Origin of the sequence: Streptomyces sp. SAJ15, assembly GCF_007595705.1 — a bacterium.
Taxonomy (GTDB): domain Bacteria; phylum Actinomycetota; class Actinomycetes; order Streptomycetales; family Streptomycetaceae; genus Streptomyces.
Genome location: NZ_NISY01000004.1, coordinates 221229 through 242736, shown reverse-complemented (window position 1 = coordinate 242736; position 21508 = coordinate 221229). Strand labels below are relative to the sequence as shown.

General features: G+C 75.2%; 1 protein-coding gene. It reads right to left on the bottom strand.

Annotated elements, in window-relative coordinates:
- Positions 1 to 29: 29 nt before the first annotated feature.
- A complete protein-coding gene (locus CD790_RS13860) occupies positions 30 to 21485 on the bottom strand; it encodes a type I polyketide synthase (protein WP_144383516.1) in 21456 nt (7151 codons plus the stop codon).
- Between the last annotated feature and the right edge of the window lie 23 nt (positions 21486 to 21508).

Here is a 21508-nt window from a genome sequence, read left to right as displayed (position 1 = left end):
TCATGCTCATCAGTTCGGTGCGCTCCCCTTCAGGAGGAGCCGAGTTCGTCGTCGAGCAGGTCGAACAGCTCGTCGTCGGTTGCCGATGCGAGGTCGTCGTCGCCGGTCTCGGCGTCGGCCGTCGCTTCCTGCGCCTCGTTCCACTTGGCCATCAGGGCCTGGAGGCGCATCGTGATCCGCGAGCGGGTGACGCTGTCGTCCGCGGCTCCGGCCAGGGCGGCCTCCAGCCGGTCGAGTTCGCCGAAGACCGACGGGCCGCCGTCGCCGACCGGAAGCGCCGCGCGCAGATGGTCGGCGAGCGCCTCGGGCGTCGGGTAGTCGAAGATCAGCGTCGCCGGCAGCCGCAGCCCGGTGGCCGCGCCGAGCCGGTTGCGGAGCTCCACCGCGGTGAGCGAGTCGAAGCCCAGCTCCTTGAAGGCCGCGCCCGGTTCGATGGCGCCGGCACCGCCGTACCCGAGCACGGTCGCCACCTGGCCGCAGACCAGGTTGAGCAGGAAGCGGTCCCGCTCGGCCGCCGCCATTCCGGCGAGCCGCTCGACGAGGCTCTCCGCCTCCGCCGCCGCGCCCGCGCCGCCGGCCGCGGCGCGCCGCACCGGGGTCCGGATCAGCCCGCGCAGCAGCGGGGCCACACCGGTCGTCGCCTGGGCGCGCAGCGCCGCGAGGTCGAGCGCGGCCGGGATCAGCAGGGCGTGCTCGGACAGGCAGGCCACGTCGAACAGGGCCAGCCCGTCGGCGTCGCTCAGCGCGCCCATGCTGCCGCGGTTCATCCGCTGCCGGTCGGCCTCGGCGAGCGTGGCCGCCATGCCGCCCTCGTCCTCCCACAGGCCCCAGGCCAGGGAGACGGCCGGGCGGTGCTGGGCGCGCCGGTACGCCGCCAGCGCGTCCAGGAAGGCGTTGGCCGCCGCGTAGTTGCCCTGGCCCGGGTTGCCGAAGACGCCGGCCGCCGAGGAGAACAGCACGAAGTCCGACAGGTCCAGGTCCTGGGTGAGCTCGTGCAGGTTCCACGCGGCGTCCACCTTGGGCCGCAGCACCTTGGCCAGCCGCTCGGGGGTGAGCGACTCGACGATGCCGTCGTCCAGCACACCGGCCGCGTGGATCACCGCGGTGAGCGGGTGCTCCGCCGGGATGGCGGCGAGCAGCGCGGCCAGCGCCTCGCGGTCGGCCGCGTCGCAGGCCGCCCAGGTGACCTGCGCGCCGGCCGCGGTCAGCTCCGCCGCGAGTTCGGCGGCGCCCGCCGCCTCGGCGCCCCGACGGCTGGTCAGCAGCAGGTGCCGCACGCCGCGCTCGGCCACCAGGTGCCGGGCCAGCAGCCCGCCCAGGGTGCCGCTGGCGCCGGTGACCAGCACGGTGCCCGCCGCGTCGAAGGCCGGCACGGTCTCCTCGGCGAGCGAGGCCACCCGCGCCAGGCGCGGGGCGTGCCAGGTGTCGCCGCGCAGCGCGAGCTGCGGCTCGTCGGTCGCCAGCACGGCGGGCAGCTCCCGCAGCGCGCCGGCGGCGCCGGCGCCGTCGGCCGCCACGTCCACCAGGACGAACCGGCCCGGGTGCTCGGCCTGCGCCGAGCGGACCAGGCCCCAGACGGCGGCGTGCGTGAGGTCCCAGGCCGCCTCCGTCGGGGCCGCCTCGTCGCCGTCGCCCGCCACTCCGTCGCCCACGGCCACGGCCCCACGGGTCAGCAGCACCAGCCGGGAGTCGGCGAACCGCTCGTCCGCCAGCCACTCCCGCACCAGGGACAGCAGCCGGCCGGTGACGGCGTGCGCCGCGGCCGCGGTGTCGCCGGCGGTGGCCAGGTCGGGCAGCGACGGCAGCAGCACCACGTCCGGGGCGATCCCGTCCGCGTCCACGGCCGCCGCGAGGGCGGCCAGATCCGCGTGGCTCACGGTGTCGACACCGGCGGCCTCCAGCGCGGCGGCCACCTTCAGCTCGTCGCCGCCGAGGACCGCGTACGCGCCGGCCTCCGCGGCCGGCGACGCGGCCGGCGCGGGCAGGGCGGCCCAGTCGACGCGGAACAGCGACTCGTGGTGCGCGGCCCGGCCGGCCGTGAACTGCTCGGCGTCGAGCGGTCGCAGCGCGAGCGAGTCGACCGAGGCGACCGGCGCGCCGGCCTCGTCGGCGACCGCCAGCGCCACCGCGCCCGAGCCGGCCGGTGAGACCCGCACCCGCAGCGCCGAGGCGCCGACGGCGTGCAGCCGCACCCCGTCCCACGCGAACGGCAGCCGGGCCCGCCCGGCGGCCTCGCCCTCGTCCTCTCCGGCGAAGAAGCCACCGAGGCCCACCGCGTGCAGGGCGGCGTCCATCAGCGCCGGGTGCAGCCCGTACGCCCGGGACTCAGCCTGCTGCGCCTCGCCCAGCGCGACCTCGGCGAACACCTCGTCGCCACGCCGCCAGGCGGCGCGCAGCCCCTGGAACACGGGCCCGTAGCCGAGGCCGAGGGCCGCGAAGGCGTCGTAGAAGCCGTCGAGTTCGACCGCCTCGGCGTCGGCCGGGGGCCACTCCCCCGGCACGGCCGCCGGGGCGGCGGTGCCGCCGACCGCGAGCGCGCCGGCCGCGTGCCGGGTCCACGGCTCGTCCGAGGCGTCCTCGGGGCGGGAGTAGACGTGCAGCGCGCGCCGCCCGGACGCCTCGTCGGGCTCGCCGACGGTGACCCGCAGCTGGACGCCGCCGCGCGCCGGAAGCACCAGCGGCGCCTCCAGGGTCAGCTCCTCCAGCAGGTCGCAGCCGACCTGGTCGCCGGCGCGCACGGCCAGCTCCACCAGGGCCGTGCCGGGGAGCAGCACGGTGTCCATGACGGCGTGGTCGGCCAGCCAGGGGTGGCTGTGCAGCGAGAGCCGTCCGGTGAAGAGAAGGCCGTCGGAGTCGGGCAGGTCCACCGCCGCGCCCAGCAGCGGGTGGTCGGCCGACCCCAGCCCGGCCGAGGCCACGTCGCCGGCGGCGCCGGCCGGGGCCTCCAGCCAGTAGCGCTGGCGCTGGAACGGGTAGGTGGGCAGGTCGTCGATCCGGCGGGCGGCGGTGTTCGCGTAGAACGCCGCCCAGTCCACCGGCACGCCCCGGACCTGCGCCCGGGCCACGGCGGCGGCGAGCGCCTCCGGCTCGGGGCGGCCGGCGCGCAGGGCGGCGGCGAAGGCCGCCCCGTCGGGGTCGGTGGCGCAGTCCTGTGCCATGGCGGTGAGTACTCCGTCGGGGCCGAGCTCGATGAAGGTGGTGACGCCGTGCTCCTCCAGGGCGCGGATCCCGTCGAGGAAGCGGACCGCCTCCCGGACGTGGCGCACCCAGAAGTCCGGGCTGGTGATCTCCTCGGCGGAGACCAGGGCGCCGGTGAGGTTGGAGACGATCGGGATGCGCGGGGCCGCGTAGGTGAGGGTCTCCGCGATCGCCCGGAAGTCGTCCAACATCGCGTCCATACGGGGCGAGTGGAAGGCGTGCGAGACGGTGAGCCGCTTGGTCTTACGACCCTGCGCCTCGAAGCCGCTCGCGATCTCGACAGCCGCGTCCTCGTCACCCGCGATCACCACGGACCGCGGGCCGTTGAGGGCCGCGATGCTGACACCGTCGGTGAGCAGCGGCAGGACCTCGTCCTCCGACGCCTGCACCGCGATCATCGCGCCGCCGGCCGGCAGCGCCTGCATCAGCCGGCCGCGCGCGGTCACCAGCTTCGCCGCGTCCGCCAGCGAGAGCACACCCGCGACATGCGCGGCGGCCAGCTCGCCGATCGAGTGACCGGAGAGGAAGTCGGCGGTGAGCCCCCAGCCCTCGACCAGGCGGTACAGGGCCACCTCGATCGCGAACAGGGCCGGCTGGGTGTAGCCGGTCTGGTTCAGCAGCTCGGCGTCCTCGCCGAACACCACGGTCTTGAGGGGGTGTTCCAGGTGCCGGTCCAGCTCGTCGCAGACCGCGTCCAGCGCCTCCGCGAAGGCCGGGTACGCCGCGTAGAGCTCACGGCCCATGCCCAGCCGCTGGCTGCCCTGACCGGTGAACAGGATCGCCGTCTTGCCGTCGGCGACCGAACCCTCGACCAGGCCCGCGGCCGACTCGCCGCCCGCCAGCGCCTCCAGGCCCGCCACCAGCGTCTCCCGGTCCGCGCCCACGACCACCGCACGGTGGTCCAGGGCGGCACGGGTCGTCGCCAGCGAGTAGCCCAGGTCGGCGGGTGACGCGTCCGTACGGTCCGCGAGGTGGCGGCCGAGCCGGTCGGCCTGGGCGCGCAGCGCTTCGGCCGTCTTCGCCGAGAGCGGCAGGGCCACGACCGGCGGCGTCACGGCGGCGGGCGCCACGGCCCGCTCCTCGGCGACCGGGGCCTGCTCGATGATCGTGTGCGCGTTGGTGCCGCTAAAGCCGAAGGAGGACACCGCGGCGCGCCGCGGGCGGCCGGTCTCCGGCCAGACCACCGCGTCGGCCAGCAGCGAGACCTCACCCGCCGACCAGTCGATGTGCGGCGACGGCTCGTCCACGTGCAGCGTCTTCGGCAGCACGCCGTGGCGCATCGCCATGACCATCTTGATGATGCCGCCGACGCCGGCCGCGGCCTGGGTGTGGCCCACGTTCGACTTGAAGGAGCCCAGCCACAGCGGCTGCCCCTCCGGCCGCTCCTGACCGTAGGTGGCCAGCAGCGCCTGCGCCTCGATCGGGTCACCCAGCGTGGTGCCGGTGCCGTGCGCCTCGACCACGTCGATCTCCGACGCGGTCAGCCGGGCGTTGGCCAGGGCCTGCCGGATGACGCGCTGCTGCGACGGGCCGTTCGGCGCCGTCAGACCGTTGCTCGCGCCGTCCTGGTTGATCGCGGAGCCGCGCACCACGGCGAGGACCGGGTGACCGTGCCGCCGGGCGTCGGAGAGCCGCTCCACAAGCAGCATGCCCGCGCCCTCGGACCAGCCGGTGCCGTCCGCGTCGGCGGAGAACGCCTTGCAGCGACCGTCGGCCGCCAGGCCGCGCTGCCGGCTGAACTCCACGAAGGGAGCCGGGGTCGCCATCACGGTCACACCGCCCGCGAGCGCCAGCTCGCACTCGCCGTTGCGCAGCGCCTGCACGGCGAGGTGCAGGGCGACCAGCGAGGAGGAGCAGGCCGTGTCGACGGTCACCGCCGGGCCCTCCAGGCCGAAGGTGTACGCCAGCCGACCCGAGATCACACTCGCCGCGTTACCCGTCCCGACGAACCCCTCGACGCCTTCCGGCAGCGCCGGCAGCGAGGAGGCGTAGTCGTGGTACATGACGCCCGCGAAGACGCCGGTACGGCTCCCGCGCAGCGCGCCCGGGTCGATGCCCGCCCGCTCGAACGCCTCCCAGGACGTCTCCAGCAGCAGCCGCTGCTGCGGGTCCATCGCCAGCGCCTCACGGGGCGAGATCCCGAAGAACGCCGGGTCGAAGTAGCCCGCCTCGTCGACGAATCCGCCCTCACGGGTGTACGAGGTGCCGGGGTGGTCGGGGTCCTCGTGATACAGCGCGTCGAGGTCCCAGCCGCGGTCGGTCGGGAACTCCGAGATCGCGTCCCGGCCCTCCATGACCAGCCGCCACAGGTCCTCCGGCGTCTCCACACCACCGGGGTAACGACAGCCCAGACCCACGATCGCGATCGGCTCGTCGTCCACGGCGGCCACGACCACCGGACCGGCCGCGTCCGCCACCGCGCCCACCAGCTCGGCGCGCAGGAAGTCCGCCAGCACCGTCGGCGTCGGGTAGTCGAAGACCAGCGTCGCCGGCAGCCGCAGCTCCGTCGCCGCCCCGAGGAGGTTCCGCAGCTCCACCGCCGTCAGCGAGTCGAAGCCCAGCTCACGGAAGGAGTGGTGGGGTTCCACGGCGTCCGCGGAGTCGTGGCCGAGCACGGCCGCCACCTGGGTGCGGACCAGCTCCAGCAGGACACCCTGCTGTTCTGTCTCGCCCAGGCCGGCGAGCCGCTGGGCCAGCGCGCCGGACGCCGTGGCGCCCTCGGCGGCGCGGCGGCCCGGCAGCCGGACCAGGGAGCGCAGCAGCGGCGCCACCGCGCCGGAGGAGGCGGCGCGGGCCCGCAGCGCGGCCATGTCGAGCCGCATCGGGATCAGCACCGCGTCGGCGCTGCGGCCGGCGGCGTCGAGGAGTTCCAGGCCCTCGGCGGCGGTCAGCGCGTCCACGCCGCCCCGACTCATCCGGGACACATCGGCCTCGGCCAGCTCACCGGCCATACCGCCCTCGTCCGCCCACAGACCCCACGCCAGCGAGCTACCGGCCAGACCGGCGGCCCTACGGTGCTGGGCCAGCGCGTCCAGGAAGGCGTTCGCGGCGGCGTAGTTGCCCTGCCCCGCGTTGCCGAACACACCGGCGGCCGAGGAGAACAGGACGAAGGAGGCGAGGTCGAACTCACGGGTGAGCTCATGCAGGTTCCAGGCCGCGTCCACCTTCGGACGCAGCACCTTCGCCAGCCGCTCGGGGGTGAGCGAGCCGATCGTGCCGTCGTCCAGCACACCCGCGGTGTGCAGCACACCGGTCAACGGATGGGCGGCCGGGATCGCCGCCAGCACACCGGCCAGCGCCTCCCGGTCGGCCACGTCACAGGCGGCCCAGGTGACGGACGCGCCGAACTCAGCGAGCCGGCCGGTCAGTTCGACCGCACCGGGGGCGTCCCCGCCCCGACGGCTCACCAGCAGCAGATGCCGGACACCGTGCTCGGCCACCAGATGCCGGGCCACCAGACCACCCAGCGTGCCGCTCGCACCCGTCACCAGCACCGTCCCACCGGCCGCGAACTCCCGCACGGAGTCCGCCGACTCGGCGGTGGCGTGGAGCGCCCGGGTCAGGCGGGGGGCGCGCCAGGCGCCGTCGCGGAGGGCGAGCTGCGGCTCGTCGGAGGCCAAGGCCGCCGGGAGGGCGCGCAGCGAGCCGCCCGTGCCGTCGAGGTCGACCAGGACGAACCGCCCCGGGTTCTCGGACTGAGCGGAGCGCACCAGGCCCCACACCGCCGCACCCGCGAGATCCGTCACCGGCTCGTCGGCGCCGGTGGCCACGGCCCCCGACGTCAGCAGGACCAGCCGGGTGTCGGCGAAGCGCTCGTCGGCCAGCCACGCCTGCACCAGGGCGAGCGCCTCGGCGGCGGCCCGGTGCACGGCGGCGGGGCCGCCGTCGGCGGCGTCATCGGCGGCGGCGCAAGCGAAGAACACCTCGCGCGGGGCCGCGGTGCCGGCCTCCACCGCCTCGGCCAGCGCGCTCAGCTCCGGGTGGACCGGGATCGCCGAGTCGGCGGCGGCCAGCCCGAAGGCGTCGGTGCCGAGCACCGCCCAGCGGTCGCCGAGCGCGGTGTCCGGCGCGGTGGCGGCGACAGGCTCGGTCCACTCCAGGCGGAAGAGCGAGTCCTGGCGTCCGCCGCGCGCCGCGCCGTCGATCTGGTCGGCGGAGACGGGGCGCAGAACCAGCGAGTCGACCGTCAGGGCCGGTCGCCCCGCCCCGTCGGCGACGGCGAGCGAGACGCCCTCGGCCCCGGAGGACGCCAGCCGCACCCGCAGCACGGAGGCGCCCACGGCGTGCAGCGAGACACCGGACCAGGCGAACGGCAGCCGGGCGCCGTCCTCACCCTCGATCAGACCACCGAGGCCGACCGCGTGCAACGCCGAGTCCAACAGCGCCGGGTGCAGCCCGAACAGACCCGCATCAGCGCGCGCCTCCTTCGGCAGCTCCAGCTCCGCGAACACCTCGCCACCCAGCCGCCAGGCCGACTTCAGCCCCTGGAACACCGGCCCGTAGCCGAGACCGACCCCGGCCAGACCCTCGTAGAGGCCGTCGACGGACAGCGGCGTGGCCCCGGCCGGGGGCCAGGCGGACAGGTCGAAGGCGGCCGGCGTGGTGCCCTCCGCCAGCAGGCCGGAGGCGTGCCGCAGCCACGGCTCATCGGCGGCCGCGTCCTCGTGGCGGGAGTAGACGGCCAGCGAGCGACGGCCGGAGGCGTCCGGCGCGCCCACGGACAGTTGGAGCCGCACCCCGCCGTCCTCCGGAAGCACCAACGGCGCCTCCAGCATCAACTCCTCCAGCAGTTCACAGCCGATGTGGTCGCCGGCGCGGATCGCCAGCTCCACGAAGGCGGTGCCCGGCAGCAGCACCGAGCCCATGACGGCGTGGTCGGCCAGCCACGGGTGGGTGTCCAGCCCGATCCGACCGGTCAGCACCAGCCCCTCGACGCCGGCGAGCGGCACCACGGCGCCCACCAGCGGGTGGTCGACCGTGCCGAGGCCCAGGCCGGCCGTGCCGGCAAGGCCGGCGGGCGAGACCTCCGGCCAGTAGCGCTTCCGCTGGAAGGCGTACGTGGGCAGGGCGACCCGCGCGGCACCGGTGCCCGCGTAGTACGCCGCCCAGTCCACCTTCACACCACGGACGTGCGCCCGTGCCACGGCCGCGACCAGCGACTCCGCCTCGGGCCGTCCGGCCCTCAGCACCGCCGCGAAGGCCGCGCCCTCGCCGGTGACGCACTCCTGCGCCATCGCGGAGAGCACCCCGTCGGGGCCGAGCTCGACGAAGGTGGTGACGCCCTGCGCCTCCAGGGCGCGCACGGCGTCCAGGAAGCGGACCGCCTCGCGGACGTGGCGGACCCAGAAGTCCGGGCTGGTGATCTCCTCGGCGGTGACCAGCGCGCCGGTCAGACCCGAGACGATCGGGATACGCGGAGCCTCGTACGAGAGGGTCTCGGCGACCGCGCGGAAGTCCTCCAACATCGCGTCCATGCGCGGCGAGTGGAAGGCGTGCGAGACCGTGAGGCGCTTGGTCTTACGACCCTGCGTCTCGAAGGTCCCGGCGATCGTGACAGCCGCGTCCTCGTCGCCCGCGATCACCACGGACCGCGGGCCGTTGAGGGCCGCGATGCTGACACCGTCGGTGAGCAGCGGAAGGACCTCGTCCTCCGTCGCCTGCACCGCGATCATCGCGCCACCGACCGGCAGCGCCTGCATCAGCCGGCCGCGCGCGGCCACCAGCTTCGCCGCGTCAGCCAGCGCGAGAACACCCCCGACATGCGCGGCGGCCAGCTCGCCGATCGAGTGACCGGACAGGAAGTCGGCCTTCACACCCCACGCCTCGACCAGACGGAACAGCGCCACCTCGACCGCGAACAGCGCGGGCTGGGTGAAGCCGGTCTGGTCCAGCAGCTCGGCGTCGGCGCCGAACACCACGTCCTTCAGCGGACGCTCCAGGTGCTCGTCCAGCGCGGTGCACACCGCGTCGAACGCCTCCGCGAACACCGGGTAGGCCGCGTAGAGCTCACGCCCCATGCCCAGCCGCTGGCTGCCCTGACCCGTGAACAGGAACGCCGCCTTGCCGTTCGCCACGGAGCCGGTCACCAGGCCGGCGGCCGCGTTGCGCCCCTCGGCGAGGGCGTCCAGGGCGGTCAGGAACCCGGCACGCTCCTGGGCCACCAGGACGGCGCGGTGGTCGAGGGCGGCGCGGGTGGTGGCCAGCGAGTAGCCGAGGTCGACGGGGATGACGTCCGCACGGTCGGCGAGGTGGCCGCGGAGCCGGTCGGCCTGGGCGCGCAGCGCGTCGGCCGTCTTCGCCGAGAGGGTCCAGGGCAGTACGCCCGCGTCGGCGCCCGGGGCGGCTTCGCGCTCGACCGGAGTGGACTCGTCCGCCGGGGCCTGCTCGATGATCGTGTGCGCGTTGGTGCCGCTGAAACCGAAGGAGGACACCGCGGCGCGCCGCGGGCGCCCGGTCTCCGGCCAGGCCACCGCGTCGGCCAGCAGCGAGACCTCACCCGCCGACCAGTCGATGTGCGGCGACGGCTCGTCCACGTGCAGCGTCTTCGGCAGTACGCCGTGGCGCATCGCCATGACCATCTTGATGATGCCGGCAACACCGGCGGCGGCCTGTGTGTGGCCCATGTTGGACTTGATGGAGCCCAGCCACAGTGGCCGACCACCGTCCCGCTCCTGACCGTACGTGGCCAGCAGCGCCTGCGCCTCGATCGGGTCACCGAGCGTCGTACCCGTGCCGTGCGCCTCGACCGCGTCCACCTCAGTGGCCGACAGACCGGCGTTGGCGAGGGCCTGGCGGATGACGCGCTGCTGCGACGGACCGTTGGGCGCCGTCAGACCGTTGCTCGCGCCGTCCTGGTTGATCGCGCTGCCGCGGACGATCGCCAGCACCTCGTGGCCGTTCTTCCGCGCGTCCGACAGCCGCTCGACGAGCAGCATGCCCGCGCCCTCGGCCCAGCCCGTGCCGTCCGCCTCGGCGGAGAACGCCTTGCAGCGACCGTCGGCCGCCAGGCCGCGCTGCCGGCTGAACTCCACGAAGGCGGCGGGGGTGGCCATCACGGTGACACCGCCCGCCAGGGCGAGTTCGCATTCGCCGTTGCGCAGCGCCTGGACGGCGAGGTGCAGGGCGACCAGCGAGGAGGAGCAGGCCGTGTCGACGGTCACCGCCGGGCCTTCCAGACCGAAGGTGTACGCCAGGCGACCCGAGATCACACTCGCCGCGTTGCCCGTGCCGAGGAAGCCCTCGACGCCCTCGGGCACGCGCTCCAGCAGCGAGGCGTAGTCGTGGTACATGACGCCGGCGAAGACGCCGGTACGGCTCCCGCGCAGCGCGCCCGGGTCGATGCCCGCCCGCTCGAACGCCTCCCAGGACGTCTCCAGCAGCAGCCGCTGCTGCGGGTCCATCGCCAGCGCCTCACGGGGCGAGATCCCGAAGAACGCCGGGTCGAAGTAGCCCGCCTCGTCCACGAAGCCGCCCTCGCGGGTGTACGAGGTGCCGGGGTGGTCGGGGTCCTCGTGGTACAGCGCGTCGAGGTCCCAGCCGCGGTCGGTCGGGAACTCCGAGATGGCGTCCCGGCCCTCCATGACCAGCCGCCACAGGTCCTCCGGCGTCTCCACACCACCGGGGTAACGACAGCCCAGACCCACGATCGCGATCGGCTCGTCGTCCACGGCGGCCACGACCACCGGACCGGCCGCGTCCGCCACCGCGCCCACCAGCTCGGCGCGCAGGAAGTCCGCCAGCACCGTCGGCGTCGGGTAGTCGAAGACCAGCGTCGCCGGCAGCCGCAGCTCCGTCGCCGCACCCAGCAGGTTCCGCAGCTCCACCGCCGTCAGCGAGTCGAAGCCCAGCTCACGGAAGGAGCGTTCGGCCTCGACCGTCTCCGCGCCCGCGTATCCGAGCACGGCGGCGACCTGCGTACGCACCAGCTCCAGCAACACACCGTGCTGCTCGGCCTCGTCCAGCCCGGCCAGTCGGCGTGCCAGGGCGCCGGACGCCGTGGCGCCCTCGGCGGCGCGGCGCGCGGGCACCCGGACGAGCCCGCTGAGGAGTGCGGGCAGTGCTCCGTCGGCGGCCTGGGCGCGCAGGGCGGCCAGGTCCAGTCGGATCGGGACCAGCAGCGGCTCAGCGCTGCGGCCGGCGGCGTCGAGGAGTTCCAGGCCCTCGGCGGCGGTCAGCGCGTCCACGCCGCCCCGACTCATCCGGGACACATCGGCCTCGGCCAGCTCACCGGCCATACCGCCCTCGTCCGCCCACAGACCCCACGCCAGCGAACTGCCCGCCAGGCCAGCCGCCTTGCGGTGCTGGGCCAGCGCGTCCAGGAAGGCGTTCGCGGCGGCGTAGTTGCCCTGCCCCGCGTTGCCGAACACACCGGCGGCCGAGGAGAACAGGACGAACGCGGAGAGGTCGAGGTCCCGCGTCAGCTCATGCAGGTTCCAGGCCGCGTCCACCTTCGGACGCAGCACGAACTCCAGGCGCTCCGGCGTCAACGAGCCGATCGTGCCGTCGTCCAGCACACCCGCGGTGTGCAGCACACCGGTCAGCGGATGGGCGGCCGGGATCGCCGCCAGCACACCGGCCAGCGCCTCGCGGTCGGCCACATCACAGGCCGCCCAGGTCACCGACGCGCCCAGCGAGCCCAGCTCGTCCGCCAGCTCACCGGCGCCGGGGGCGTCCCCGCCCCGACGGCTCACCAGCAGCAGATGCCGGACACCGTGCTCGGCCACCAGATGCCGGGCCACCAGACCACCCAGCGTGCCGCTCGCACCCGTCACCAGCACCGTCCCACCGGCCGCGAACTCCCGCACGGAGTCGGCGGTGACGTCGGCACGGGCCAGCCGGGGCGCGCGCACCGCGCCCGTACGGATGGCGAGCTGCGCTTCGCCGGAGGTCAACGCGGTGGGCAGGACGCGGATCGAGTCGTCCCGACCGTCGATGTCGACCAGGACGAAACGCCCGGGGTTCTCCGACTCGGCGGAGCGCACCAGGCCCCAGACCGCCGCACCCGGCAGGTCCGTCACCGGCTCGACCGGGTCGGCGGCCACCGCGCCGGAGGTCAGCACCACCAGCCGGGAGCCGGCGAAGCGCTCGGCGCCCAGCCACTCCCGCACCAGGGCGAGCGTCTCGGCCGTCGCGGTGTGGGTGGCGGCCGCGGTCCCCTCGCCGGCGGCCGCGGAGGGCGCCACGAAGACGAACTCGGGGACCTCGCCGGACTCCACGGCCGCGGCCAGCTCAGCGAGGTCCGCGTACGCCGCGACCTGGTCGCCGACCACGCGGCGGGCCGGCTCGGCGGAGCCCAGGACCGCCCAACGGCTCGGCGGCACGGGCGCGGAGGAGACCGTCGCGGGAACCGTCACCCAGTCCACTCGGAAGAGCGAGTCCTGCCGACCGCCGCGCGCCGCGCCACTGATCTGCTCCACCGACACGGGCCGCAGCACCAGCGAGTCCACCGACAGCACGGCGCGACCCGCCCCGTCGGCGACGGCGAGCGAGACGCCCTCGGCTCCGGTGGACGCCAGCCGCACGCGCAGCACGGAGGCGCCCACGGCGTGCAGGGAGACACCGGACCAGGCGAACGGCAGCCGCGCGCCGTCCTCACCCTCGATCAGACCACCGAGGCCGACCGCGTGCAGCGCCGAGTCCAACAGCGCCGGGTGCAGCCCGAACAGACCCGCCTCAGCGCGCGCCTCCTCCGGCAGCTCCAGCTCCGCGAACACCTCGCCACCCAGCCGCCAGGCCGACTTCAGCCCCTGGAACACCGGCCCGTAACCGAGACCGAGCTCAGCCATGCCCTCGTAGAGGCCCTCCACCGACAGGTCGGACGCGCCCGCCGGCGGCCACGCCGACAGGTCGTACGACGGCGTCGCCGCGCCCGAGCCGAGCAGGCCCGAGGCGTGGCGCAGCCACGACTCATCGGCGGCCGCGTCCTCGTGGCGGGAGTAGACGGCCAGCGAGCGACGGCCGGAGGCGTCCGGCGCGCCCACGGACAGCTGGAGCCGCACCCCGCCGTCCTCCGGAAGCACCAACGGCGCCTCCAGCGTCAACTCCTCCAGCAGATCACAGCCGACCTGGTCGCCGGCACGGATCGCCAGCTCCACGAAGGCGGTGCCCGGCAGCAGCACCGAACCCGCCACCGCGTGGTCGGCCAGCCACGGGTGGGTGTCCAGCCCGATCCGACCGGTCAGCAGCAGTTCCTCGCCGCCGGCCAGCGGGACCGCGGCACCCATCAGCGGGTGCTCGACCGTCGCCAGGCCGAGCCCCGCCGTGCCGCTGACGCGGGACGCCGGGAGCTCAGGCCAGTAGCGCTCACGCTGGAAGGCGTAGGTGGGCAGGTCGACCCGCGAGGCCCCCGTCCCGATGGACAGCGCCGACCAGTCCACCTTCACACCACGGACGTGCGCCCGTGCCACGGCCGCCACCAACGCCCCGGCCTCGCCACGGTCCTTGCGCAGCGCCGAGACGAAGGCGACGTCCTCGCCCTGGGCACACTCCTGCCCCATGGCGGTGAGCACCCCGTCGGGGCCGAGCTCGATGAAGGTCGTGACGTTCTGCGCCTCCAGGGCGCGCACGGCGTCCAGGAAGCGGACCGCCTCGCGGACGTGACGGACCCAGAAGTCGGCGGTGGTGATCTCCTCTACGGAGACCAGCGCGCCGGTCAGACCCGAGACGATCGGGATCCGCGGAGCCGCGTACGACAGCGTCTCGGCGACCGCGCGGAAGTCCTCCAACATCGCGTCCATACGCGGCGAGTGGAAGGCGTGCGAGACCGTGAGGCGCTTGGTCTTGCGCCCCTGCTGCTCGAAGCCGCTCGCGATCTTCAGCGCCGCGTCCTCGTCGCCCGCGATCACCACGGACTGCGGGCCGTTGAGGGCCGCGATGCTGACACCCTCGGTGAGCAGCGGGAGGACCTCGTCCTCCGACGCCTGCACCGCGATCATCGCGCCACCGACCGGCAGCGCCTGCATCAGCCGGCCGCGCGCCGCCACCAGCTTCGCCGCGTCCACCAGCGAGAGGACGCCCGCGACATGGGCGGCGGCCAGCTCGCCGATCGAGTGACCGGAGAGGAAGTCGGCCTTCACGCCCCAGGCTTCGACCAGGCGGAACAGCGCCACCTCGATGGCGAAGAGGGCGGGCTGGGTGTAGCCGGTCTGGTCCAGGGTCGCGACGTCGTCGCCGAACACCACGTCCTTCAGCGGACGCTCCAGGTGCGGGTCCAGCTCAGCGCAGACCGCGTCGAAGGCCGCCGCGAACACCGGGTAGGCCGCGTACAGCTCACGGCCCATGCCCAGCCGCTGGCTGCCCTGGCCGGTGAACAGGAACGCCGCCTTGCCGTTCGCCACGGAGCCGGTCACCAGGCCGGCGGCCGCGTTGCGCCCCTCGGCGAGGGCTTCGAGGCCGGAGAGCAGTCCGGCGCGGTCCTCGGCGACGACGACCGCGCGGTGGTCGAAGGCGGTCCGGCCGGTGGCGAGGGAGTGCCCGACGTCCTGCGGGCTCAGCTCGGCGCGGCCGGCGACGTGGGCGAGGAGGCGCTCGGCCTGGGCGCGCAGGGCGTCGGCGCTGCGGCCGGAGAGGGTCCAGGACACCACGCCGATGTCGGCGGCCGGGGTCTCGTCGGAGGCGGCCGGGGTGGGCTCGTCCACCGGGGCCTGCTCGATGATCGTGTGGGCGTTGGTGCCGCTGATGCCGAAGGAGGAGACGCCGGCACGGCGCGGGCGGCCGGTCTCCGGCCACGGCAGGGGCTCGGTGAGCAGCTCGACCGCGCCCGCCGACCAGTCGACGTGCGGGGAGGGCTGGTCCGCGTGGAGGGTCTGCGGCAGTACGCCGTGGCGCATCGCCATGACCATCTTGATGATGCCGGCGACACCGGCGGCGGCCTGGGTGTGGCCCATGTTGGACTTGATGGAGCCCAGCCACAGCGGCCGGTCCCCGTCGCGCTCCTGACCGTAGGTGGCCAGCAGCGCCTGCGCCTCGATCGGGTCGCCCAGCGTGGTGCCGGTGCCGTGCGCCTCGACCGCGTCGACCTCGGCGGCCGACAGACCGGCGCTGGCCAGGGCCTGTCGGATGACGCGCTGCTGCGACGGGCCGTTGGGCGCCGTCAGACCGTTGCTCGCGCCGTCCTGGTTGACGGCGGAGCCGCGCACCACGGCGAGGACCGGGTGGCCGTTCTTCCGGGCGTCGGAGAGCCGCTCCACGAGCAGCATGCCCGCGCCCTCGGCCCAGCCCGTGCCGTCCGCCTCGGCGGAGAAGGCGCGGCAGCGACCGTCGGCGGAGAGACCGCCCTGGCGGCTGAAGCCGACGAAGGTGCCGGGGGTGGCCATCACGGTGACACCGCCGGCCAGGGCCAGTTCGCACTCACCGGCGCGCAGCGCCTGGATGGCCCAGTGCAGCGCGACCAGCGAGGAGGAGCAGGCCGTGTCGATGGTGACGGCCGGGCCCTCCAGGCCGAAGGTGTACGCCACCCGGCCGGAGGCGATGGAGCCGGTGCTCCCGGAGCCGAGGGCGCCTTCGCCGCCGCCGTCCGGGGCCTGCTCCACCAGCGTGGCGTAGTCGTGGTACATGACGCCGGCGAAGACGCCGGTACGGCTGCCGCGCAGCGTCACCGGGTCGATGCCGGCCCGCTCGAACGCCTCCCAGGACGTCTCCAGCAGCAGCCGCTGCTGCGGGTCGGTGGCGAGCGCCTCGCGCGGCGAGATGCCGAAGAAGGTGGGGTCGAACTGGGCGGCGTCGTGCAGGAAGCCGCCCTCTCGGGTGTAGCTGGTGCCGGGGTGCTCCGGGTCGGGGTGGTAGAGGGACTCCAGGTCCCAGCCGCGGTCGGTGGGGAACTCCGAGACGGCGTCCTGGCCGGCGACGAGGAGCTGCCACAGCTCCTCGGGGGTGCGCACGCCGCCGGGGTAGCGGCAGCTCATGGCGACGATGGCGATGGGCTCGTCGTCGACCGCGGCGGTCCGTGCCACGGCGCCCGCCTGGGCGGCGGAGCCGGTCAGCTCGTCGCGCAGGTGGCGGGCGAGCACCTCGGAGGTCGGGTAGTCGAAGACCAGGGTGGCGGGCAGTCGCATGCCGGTGACGGCGTTCATGCGGTTGCGCAGCTCGACGGCGGTCAGCGAGTCGAAGCCCAGGTCGCGGAAGGCGCGTTCGGGGTCGACGGCGTCGCCGGAGCCGTGGCCCAGCACGGCGGCGACCTGGGTGCGGACCAGCTCCAGCAGGACGTCGAAGCGCTCGGCCTCGCCCAGCCCGGCCAGTCGCTGCGCCAGCGCGCCCGAGGAGGCCGCGCCCTGCGCCGTACGGCGGGCCCGCACCCGCACCAGGCCGCGCAGCAGCGGGGCGACGTCGTCGGGGGAGGCGGCCTGGGCGCGGACGGCCGCGAGGTCCAGCCGCACCGGCACCAGCAGTGCCTCGTCGGAGCGGGCGGAGGCGTCGAAGAGCCCCAGGCCCTCGGTGGCGGACAGGGCGGCGACGCCGGCCCGGTTCATCCGGGAGACGTCGGCCTCGTCCAGCTCCCCGGCCATGCCACCGGCTTCGGCGGCCCACAGGCCCCAGGCGAGCGAGCTCGCCGGCAGCCCGGCCGCGCGGCGGTGCGCGGCCAGCGCGTCCAGGAAGGCGTTGGCCGCCGCGTAGTTGGCCTGCCCGGCGCCGCCGAAGACACCGGCGGCGGAGGAGAACAGCACGAACGCGGACAGGTCGAGCTCACGGGTCAGCTCGTGCAGGTTCCAGGCCGCGTCCACCTTCGGGCGCAGCACCCGCTCCAGCCGCTCCGCGGTCAGCGAGCCGATGACCCCGTCATCCAGCACACCGGCGGTGTGCACGACGGCGGTCAGCGGGTGCTCCGCCGGGATCGCCGCGATCACACCGGCCAGCGCCTCGCGGTCGGCCACGTCACAGGCCGCCCAGGTCACCGACGCGCCCAGCGCGCCCAGTTCGGCGGCCAGCTCCTCCGCGCCCGGGGCGGCCCCGCCGCGACGGCTCACCAGCAGCAGACGCCGCACGCCGTGTTCGGTGACCAGGTGCCGGGCGAACAGCCCGCCCAGGGTGCCGCTGGCGCCGGTGACCAGCACCGTGCCCTCGGCGTCGTAGCGTTCGGCGGCCGCGTCGGTCGACGGGACGGCCGCGCGGGCGAGGCGCGGCGCCCGCGGCGTGCCCTCGCGCACCGCGAGCTGCGGCTCGCCGGAGGCGAGCGCCGCCGGGAGGGCGCGCGGCGCGTCGTCGCCGTCGAGGTCGATCAGGACGAAGCGGCCGGGGTTCTCCGACTCGGCGGAGCGCACCAGGCCCCAGACGGCGGAGTGGGTCAGGTCGGTCACCGACTCGACCGGGCCGGTGGCCACCGCGCCGGAGGTCAGCACGACCAGCCGGGAGTCGGCGAGGCGCTCGTCGGCCAGGTATGCCTGGACCAGGGCGAGGGCCCGCCGGGCGGCGGCGTGCACCGTCGCGGGGTCGGTGTCGGCGCCGGGCGCGAACGTGACCAGGACGTCGTCCGGTGCGGGCGCGCCCGCGGCGATCGCCTCCGTCAGCCCGGTCAGATCGGCGTGGGCGTCGATGCGCTCGCCGGCGGTCGCGGCCAGGTTCAGGGTGTCGGGGCCCAGCAGCGCCCAGCGGCCGCCCGCGGCGGCGGTGGCGGTGGCGGACACCTCGGCCCAGTCGAGCCGGAAGAGGGAGTCGTGGCGTGCGTCGCGTGCGCCGCTGATCTGCTCGGCCGACACGGGGCGCAGCACCAGCGAGTCGACCGAGAGAACGGCGCGGCCGGTGCCGTCGGCGACGGCGAGGGAGACGCCGTCGGCGCCGGTGGCGGCCAGTCGTACGCGCAGCACGGAGGCGCCCACGGCGTGCAGGGAGACGCCGGACCAGGCGAACGGCAGCCGGGCGCCGTCCGCGCCGTCGATCAGGCCGCCGAGGGCGACCGCGTGCAGGGCGGAGTCCAGCAGCGCCGGGTGGAGCCCGAACAGGCCCGCGTCCGCCGCCGCCTGCTCCGGGAGCTCCAGCTCCGCGAAGACCTCGTCGCCCAGCCGCCAGGCCGACGTGAGGCCCTGGAAGACGGGTCCGTAGGCGAGGCCGGCCTCGGCCAGGCCCTCGTAGAGGCCGTCGAGGGGCAGCGGGGTCGCCCCCGCCGGGGGCCAGGCGGAGAGGTCGTGCGAGGGCGCCACGACCGCGGTGGCCAGCAGGCCGGAGGCGTGGCGGACCCAGGGTTCGTCGGCGGCCGCGTCCTCGTCACGGGAGTAGACCGCGAGTGTGCGGCGGCCGGAGTCGTCCGGGGCGCCCACGGACAGCTGGAACTGCACCCCGCCGTCCTCGGGGAGGACCAGCGGCGCCTCCAGCGTCAGCTCCTCCAGCAGGTCGCAGCCGACCTGGTCGCCGGCGCGGATCGCCAGCTCAACGAAGGCCGTGCCCGGCAGCAGCACCGAACCCGCCACGGCGTGGTCGGCCAGCCACGGGTGGGTGTCGAGGGCGAGGCGCCCGGTGTAGAGGAAGCCGTCGGTGTCGGCGAGGGAGACGGCCGCGCCGAGCAGCGGGTGGTCCGCCGCGCCGAGCCCGGCCGAGGCCATGTCGCCGGTGAGGTAGCCGGTGTCCAGCCAGTAGGTCTCGCGCTGGAAGGCGTAGAGCGGAAGGTCGACGCGGGCGGCGCCGGTGCCGGCGAAGACCGCGTGCCAGTCCGGGGAGACGCCGTTGACGTGGGCGCCCGCCAGGGCGGCGGCCAGGCTGCGCGGCTCCGGGCGGCCGGCGCGCAGCGCCGCCACGAGGGTGGCGTCCTCGCGGGACAGGCAGTCCTGCGCCATGGCGGTGAGCACGCCGTCGGGGCCGAGCTCGATGAAGGTGGTGACGTTCCGTGCCTCCAGGGCGCGGACGCCGTCGAGGAAGCGGACGGCCTCGCGGACGTGCCGGACCCAGAACTCCGGGTCGGTGATCTCCTCGGCGGTGACCAGGTCGCCGGTCAGGTTGGAGACGATGGGGATCTGCGGGGCCGCGTACGACAGGCCGGCCGCGACGCGCCGGAACTCGGCGAGCATGCCGTCCATGTGCGGCGAGTGGAAGGCGTGCGAGACGGTGAGCCGCTTGGTCTTACGACCCTGTCGCTCGAAGCCATCGGCGATCTCGACGGCCGCGCTCTCGTCGCCCGCGATCACGACCGACCGCGGGCCGTTGAGGGCGGCGATGCTCACGCCGTCGGTGAGCAGCGGCAGGACCTCGTCCTCGGTCGCCTGGACGGCGATCATCGCGCCGCCGGTCGGCAGGGCCTGCATCAGGCGGCCGCGGGCGGCGACCAGCGTGGCCGCGTCCTCCAGCGAGAGGACCCCGGAGACATGGGCGGCCGCGAGCTCGCCGATGGAGTGGCCGGAGAGGAAGTCGGGCTTCAGGCCCCAGCCCTCGACGAGGCGGTAGAGGGCCACCTCGACGGCGAAGAGCGCGGGCTGGGTGTAGCCGGTCTGGTGGAGCGGCTCGGGGTCGTCGCCGAAGAGCACGTCCTTCAGCGGACGTCCCAGGTGCTTGTCGAGCTCGGCGCAGACGGCGTCCAGGGCCGCCGCGAACGCCGGCACCGCCGCGTACAGTTCGCGGCCCATGCCGGCCCGCTGGCTGCCCTGGCCAGTGAAGAGGAAGGCGCGCTTTCCGGTGGCGACCTTGCCGTGGACCAGGCCGGGCGCGGGCTCGTCGCGGGTGAGCGCCTCCAGCGCCTGGACGAGGCCGGCGCGGTCGTCCGCGACGACCGCGGCGCGGTGCTCGAAGGCGGCGCGGCCGGTGGCGAGGGAGTGGCCGAGGTCGACGAGGGACTGATCCGAGTGGGCGGCCAGGTGGGTGAGGAGGTTGGCGGCCTGGTCGCGCAGCGCGTCCCGGCTCTTGGCCGACAGGGTCCACAGCGGCAGCGCGGTGGCCGGGGCGGCGGCCGGCTCCTCCGGGGTGTCGGCGGGCTCCGGCTCGGGGGCCTGCTCCAGCACCGTGTGGGCGTTGGTGCCGCTGATGCCGAAGGAGGAGACGGCGGCGCGGCGCGGCTGGCCGGTCTCCGGCCACGGGCGGGTCTCGGTGAGCAGCTCGACGGCGCCGGCCGTCCAGTCGACGTTGGGGGTGGGCTCGTCCACGTGCAGGGTCTTGGGCAGCACGCCGTGGCGCATCGCCATGACCATCTTGATGATGCCGGCGACGCCCGCGGCGGCCTGGGTGTGGCCGAGGTTGGACTTGACCGAGCCGAGCCACAGCGGCTGGTCGGCCGAGCGGTTGCGGCCGTAGGTGGCGAGCAGCGCCTGGGCCTCGATCGGGTCGCCCAGCGTCGTACCGGTGCCGTGCGCCTCGACGGCGTCGATCTGCCCGGCGGACAGCCGGGCGCTGGCCAGGGCCTGCCGGATGACGCGCTGCTGGGACGGGCCGTTGGGGGCGGTCAGGCCGCTGCTGGCGCCGTCCTGGTTGATGGCCGAGCCGCGGACCAGGGCGAGCACGGGGTGCCCGTTCCTGCGGGCGTCGGAGAGCCGCTCCAGGAGCAGCATGCCGACGCCCTCGCCCCAGCCGGTGCCGTCGGCGGCCGCCGCGAAGGACTTGCAGCGGCCGTCGATGGCCAGGCCGCGCTGGCGGCTGAACTCGGTGAAGGTGCCGGGGGTGGACATGACGGTGACGCCGCCCGCGAGGGCGAGCGTGCACTCGCCGGTGCGCAGCGCCTGCGCCGCCAGGTGCAGCGCCACCAGCGACGACGAGCACGCCGTGTCGACGGTGACGGCCGGGCCCTCCAGGCCGAAGGTGTAGGACACCCGGCCGGAGGCGATGGAGCCGGTGCTTCCGTTGCCGAGGAAGCCCTCGACGTCCTCGGGCGCGGAGTACAGCCGGGAGGCGTAGTCGTGGTACATCAGGCCGGCGAAGACGCCGGTCTTGCTGCCGCGGAGCGTGGTCGGGTCGATGCCGGCCCGCTCGAACGCCTCCCAGGTGGTCTCCAGCAGCAGCCGCTGCTGGGGGTCCATGGCGAGCGCCTCGCGGGGCGAGATGCCGAAGAACGTCGGGTCGAAGTCGGCGGCGTCGTGCAGGAACCCGCCCTCGCGGACGTAACTCTCGTGCCCGGTCTCCGGGTCCGGGTCGAAGAGCACGTCCTCGCCCCAGCCGCGGTTGACGGGGTACGGGGAGACCGCGTCGCCACCGCGGGCCACCAGCTCCCACAGCTCCTCGGGGGTACGGACCCCGCCCGGGTAGCGGCAGCTCATCGCCACGATGGCGATGGGCTCCTGCTCCCGCTCCTCCACCTCGCGCAGTCGCCGACGCGCCTCGCGCAGATCGGTCGTCGCCCGCTTGAGGTAGTCGAGGTACTTCTCCTCGTTCGCCACAGCCATTTACGCCATCCCCACGTAACTAA

Excerpts from the sequence above, each read along its gene's own strand:
- CD790_RS13860 (WP_144383516.1), bottom strand. The coding sequence starts at position 21,485 with ATGGCTGTGGCGAACGAGGAGAAGTACCTCGACTACCTCAAGCGGGCG.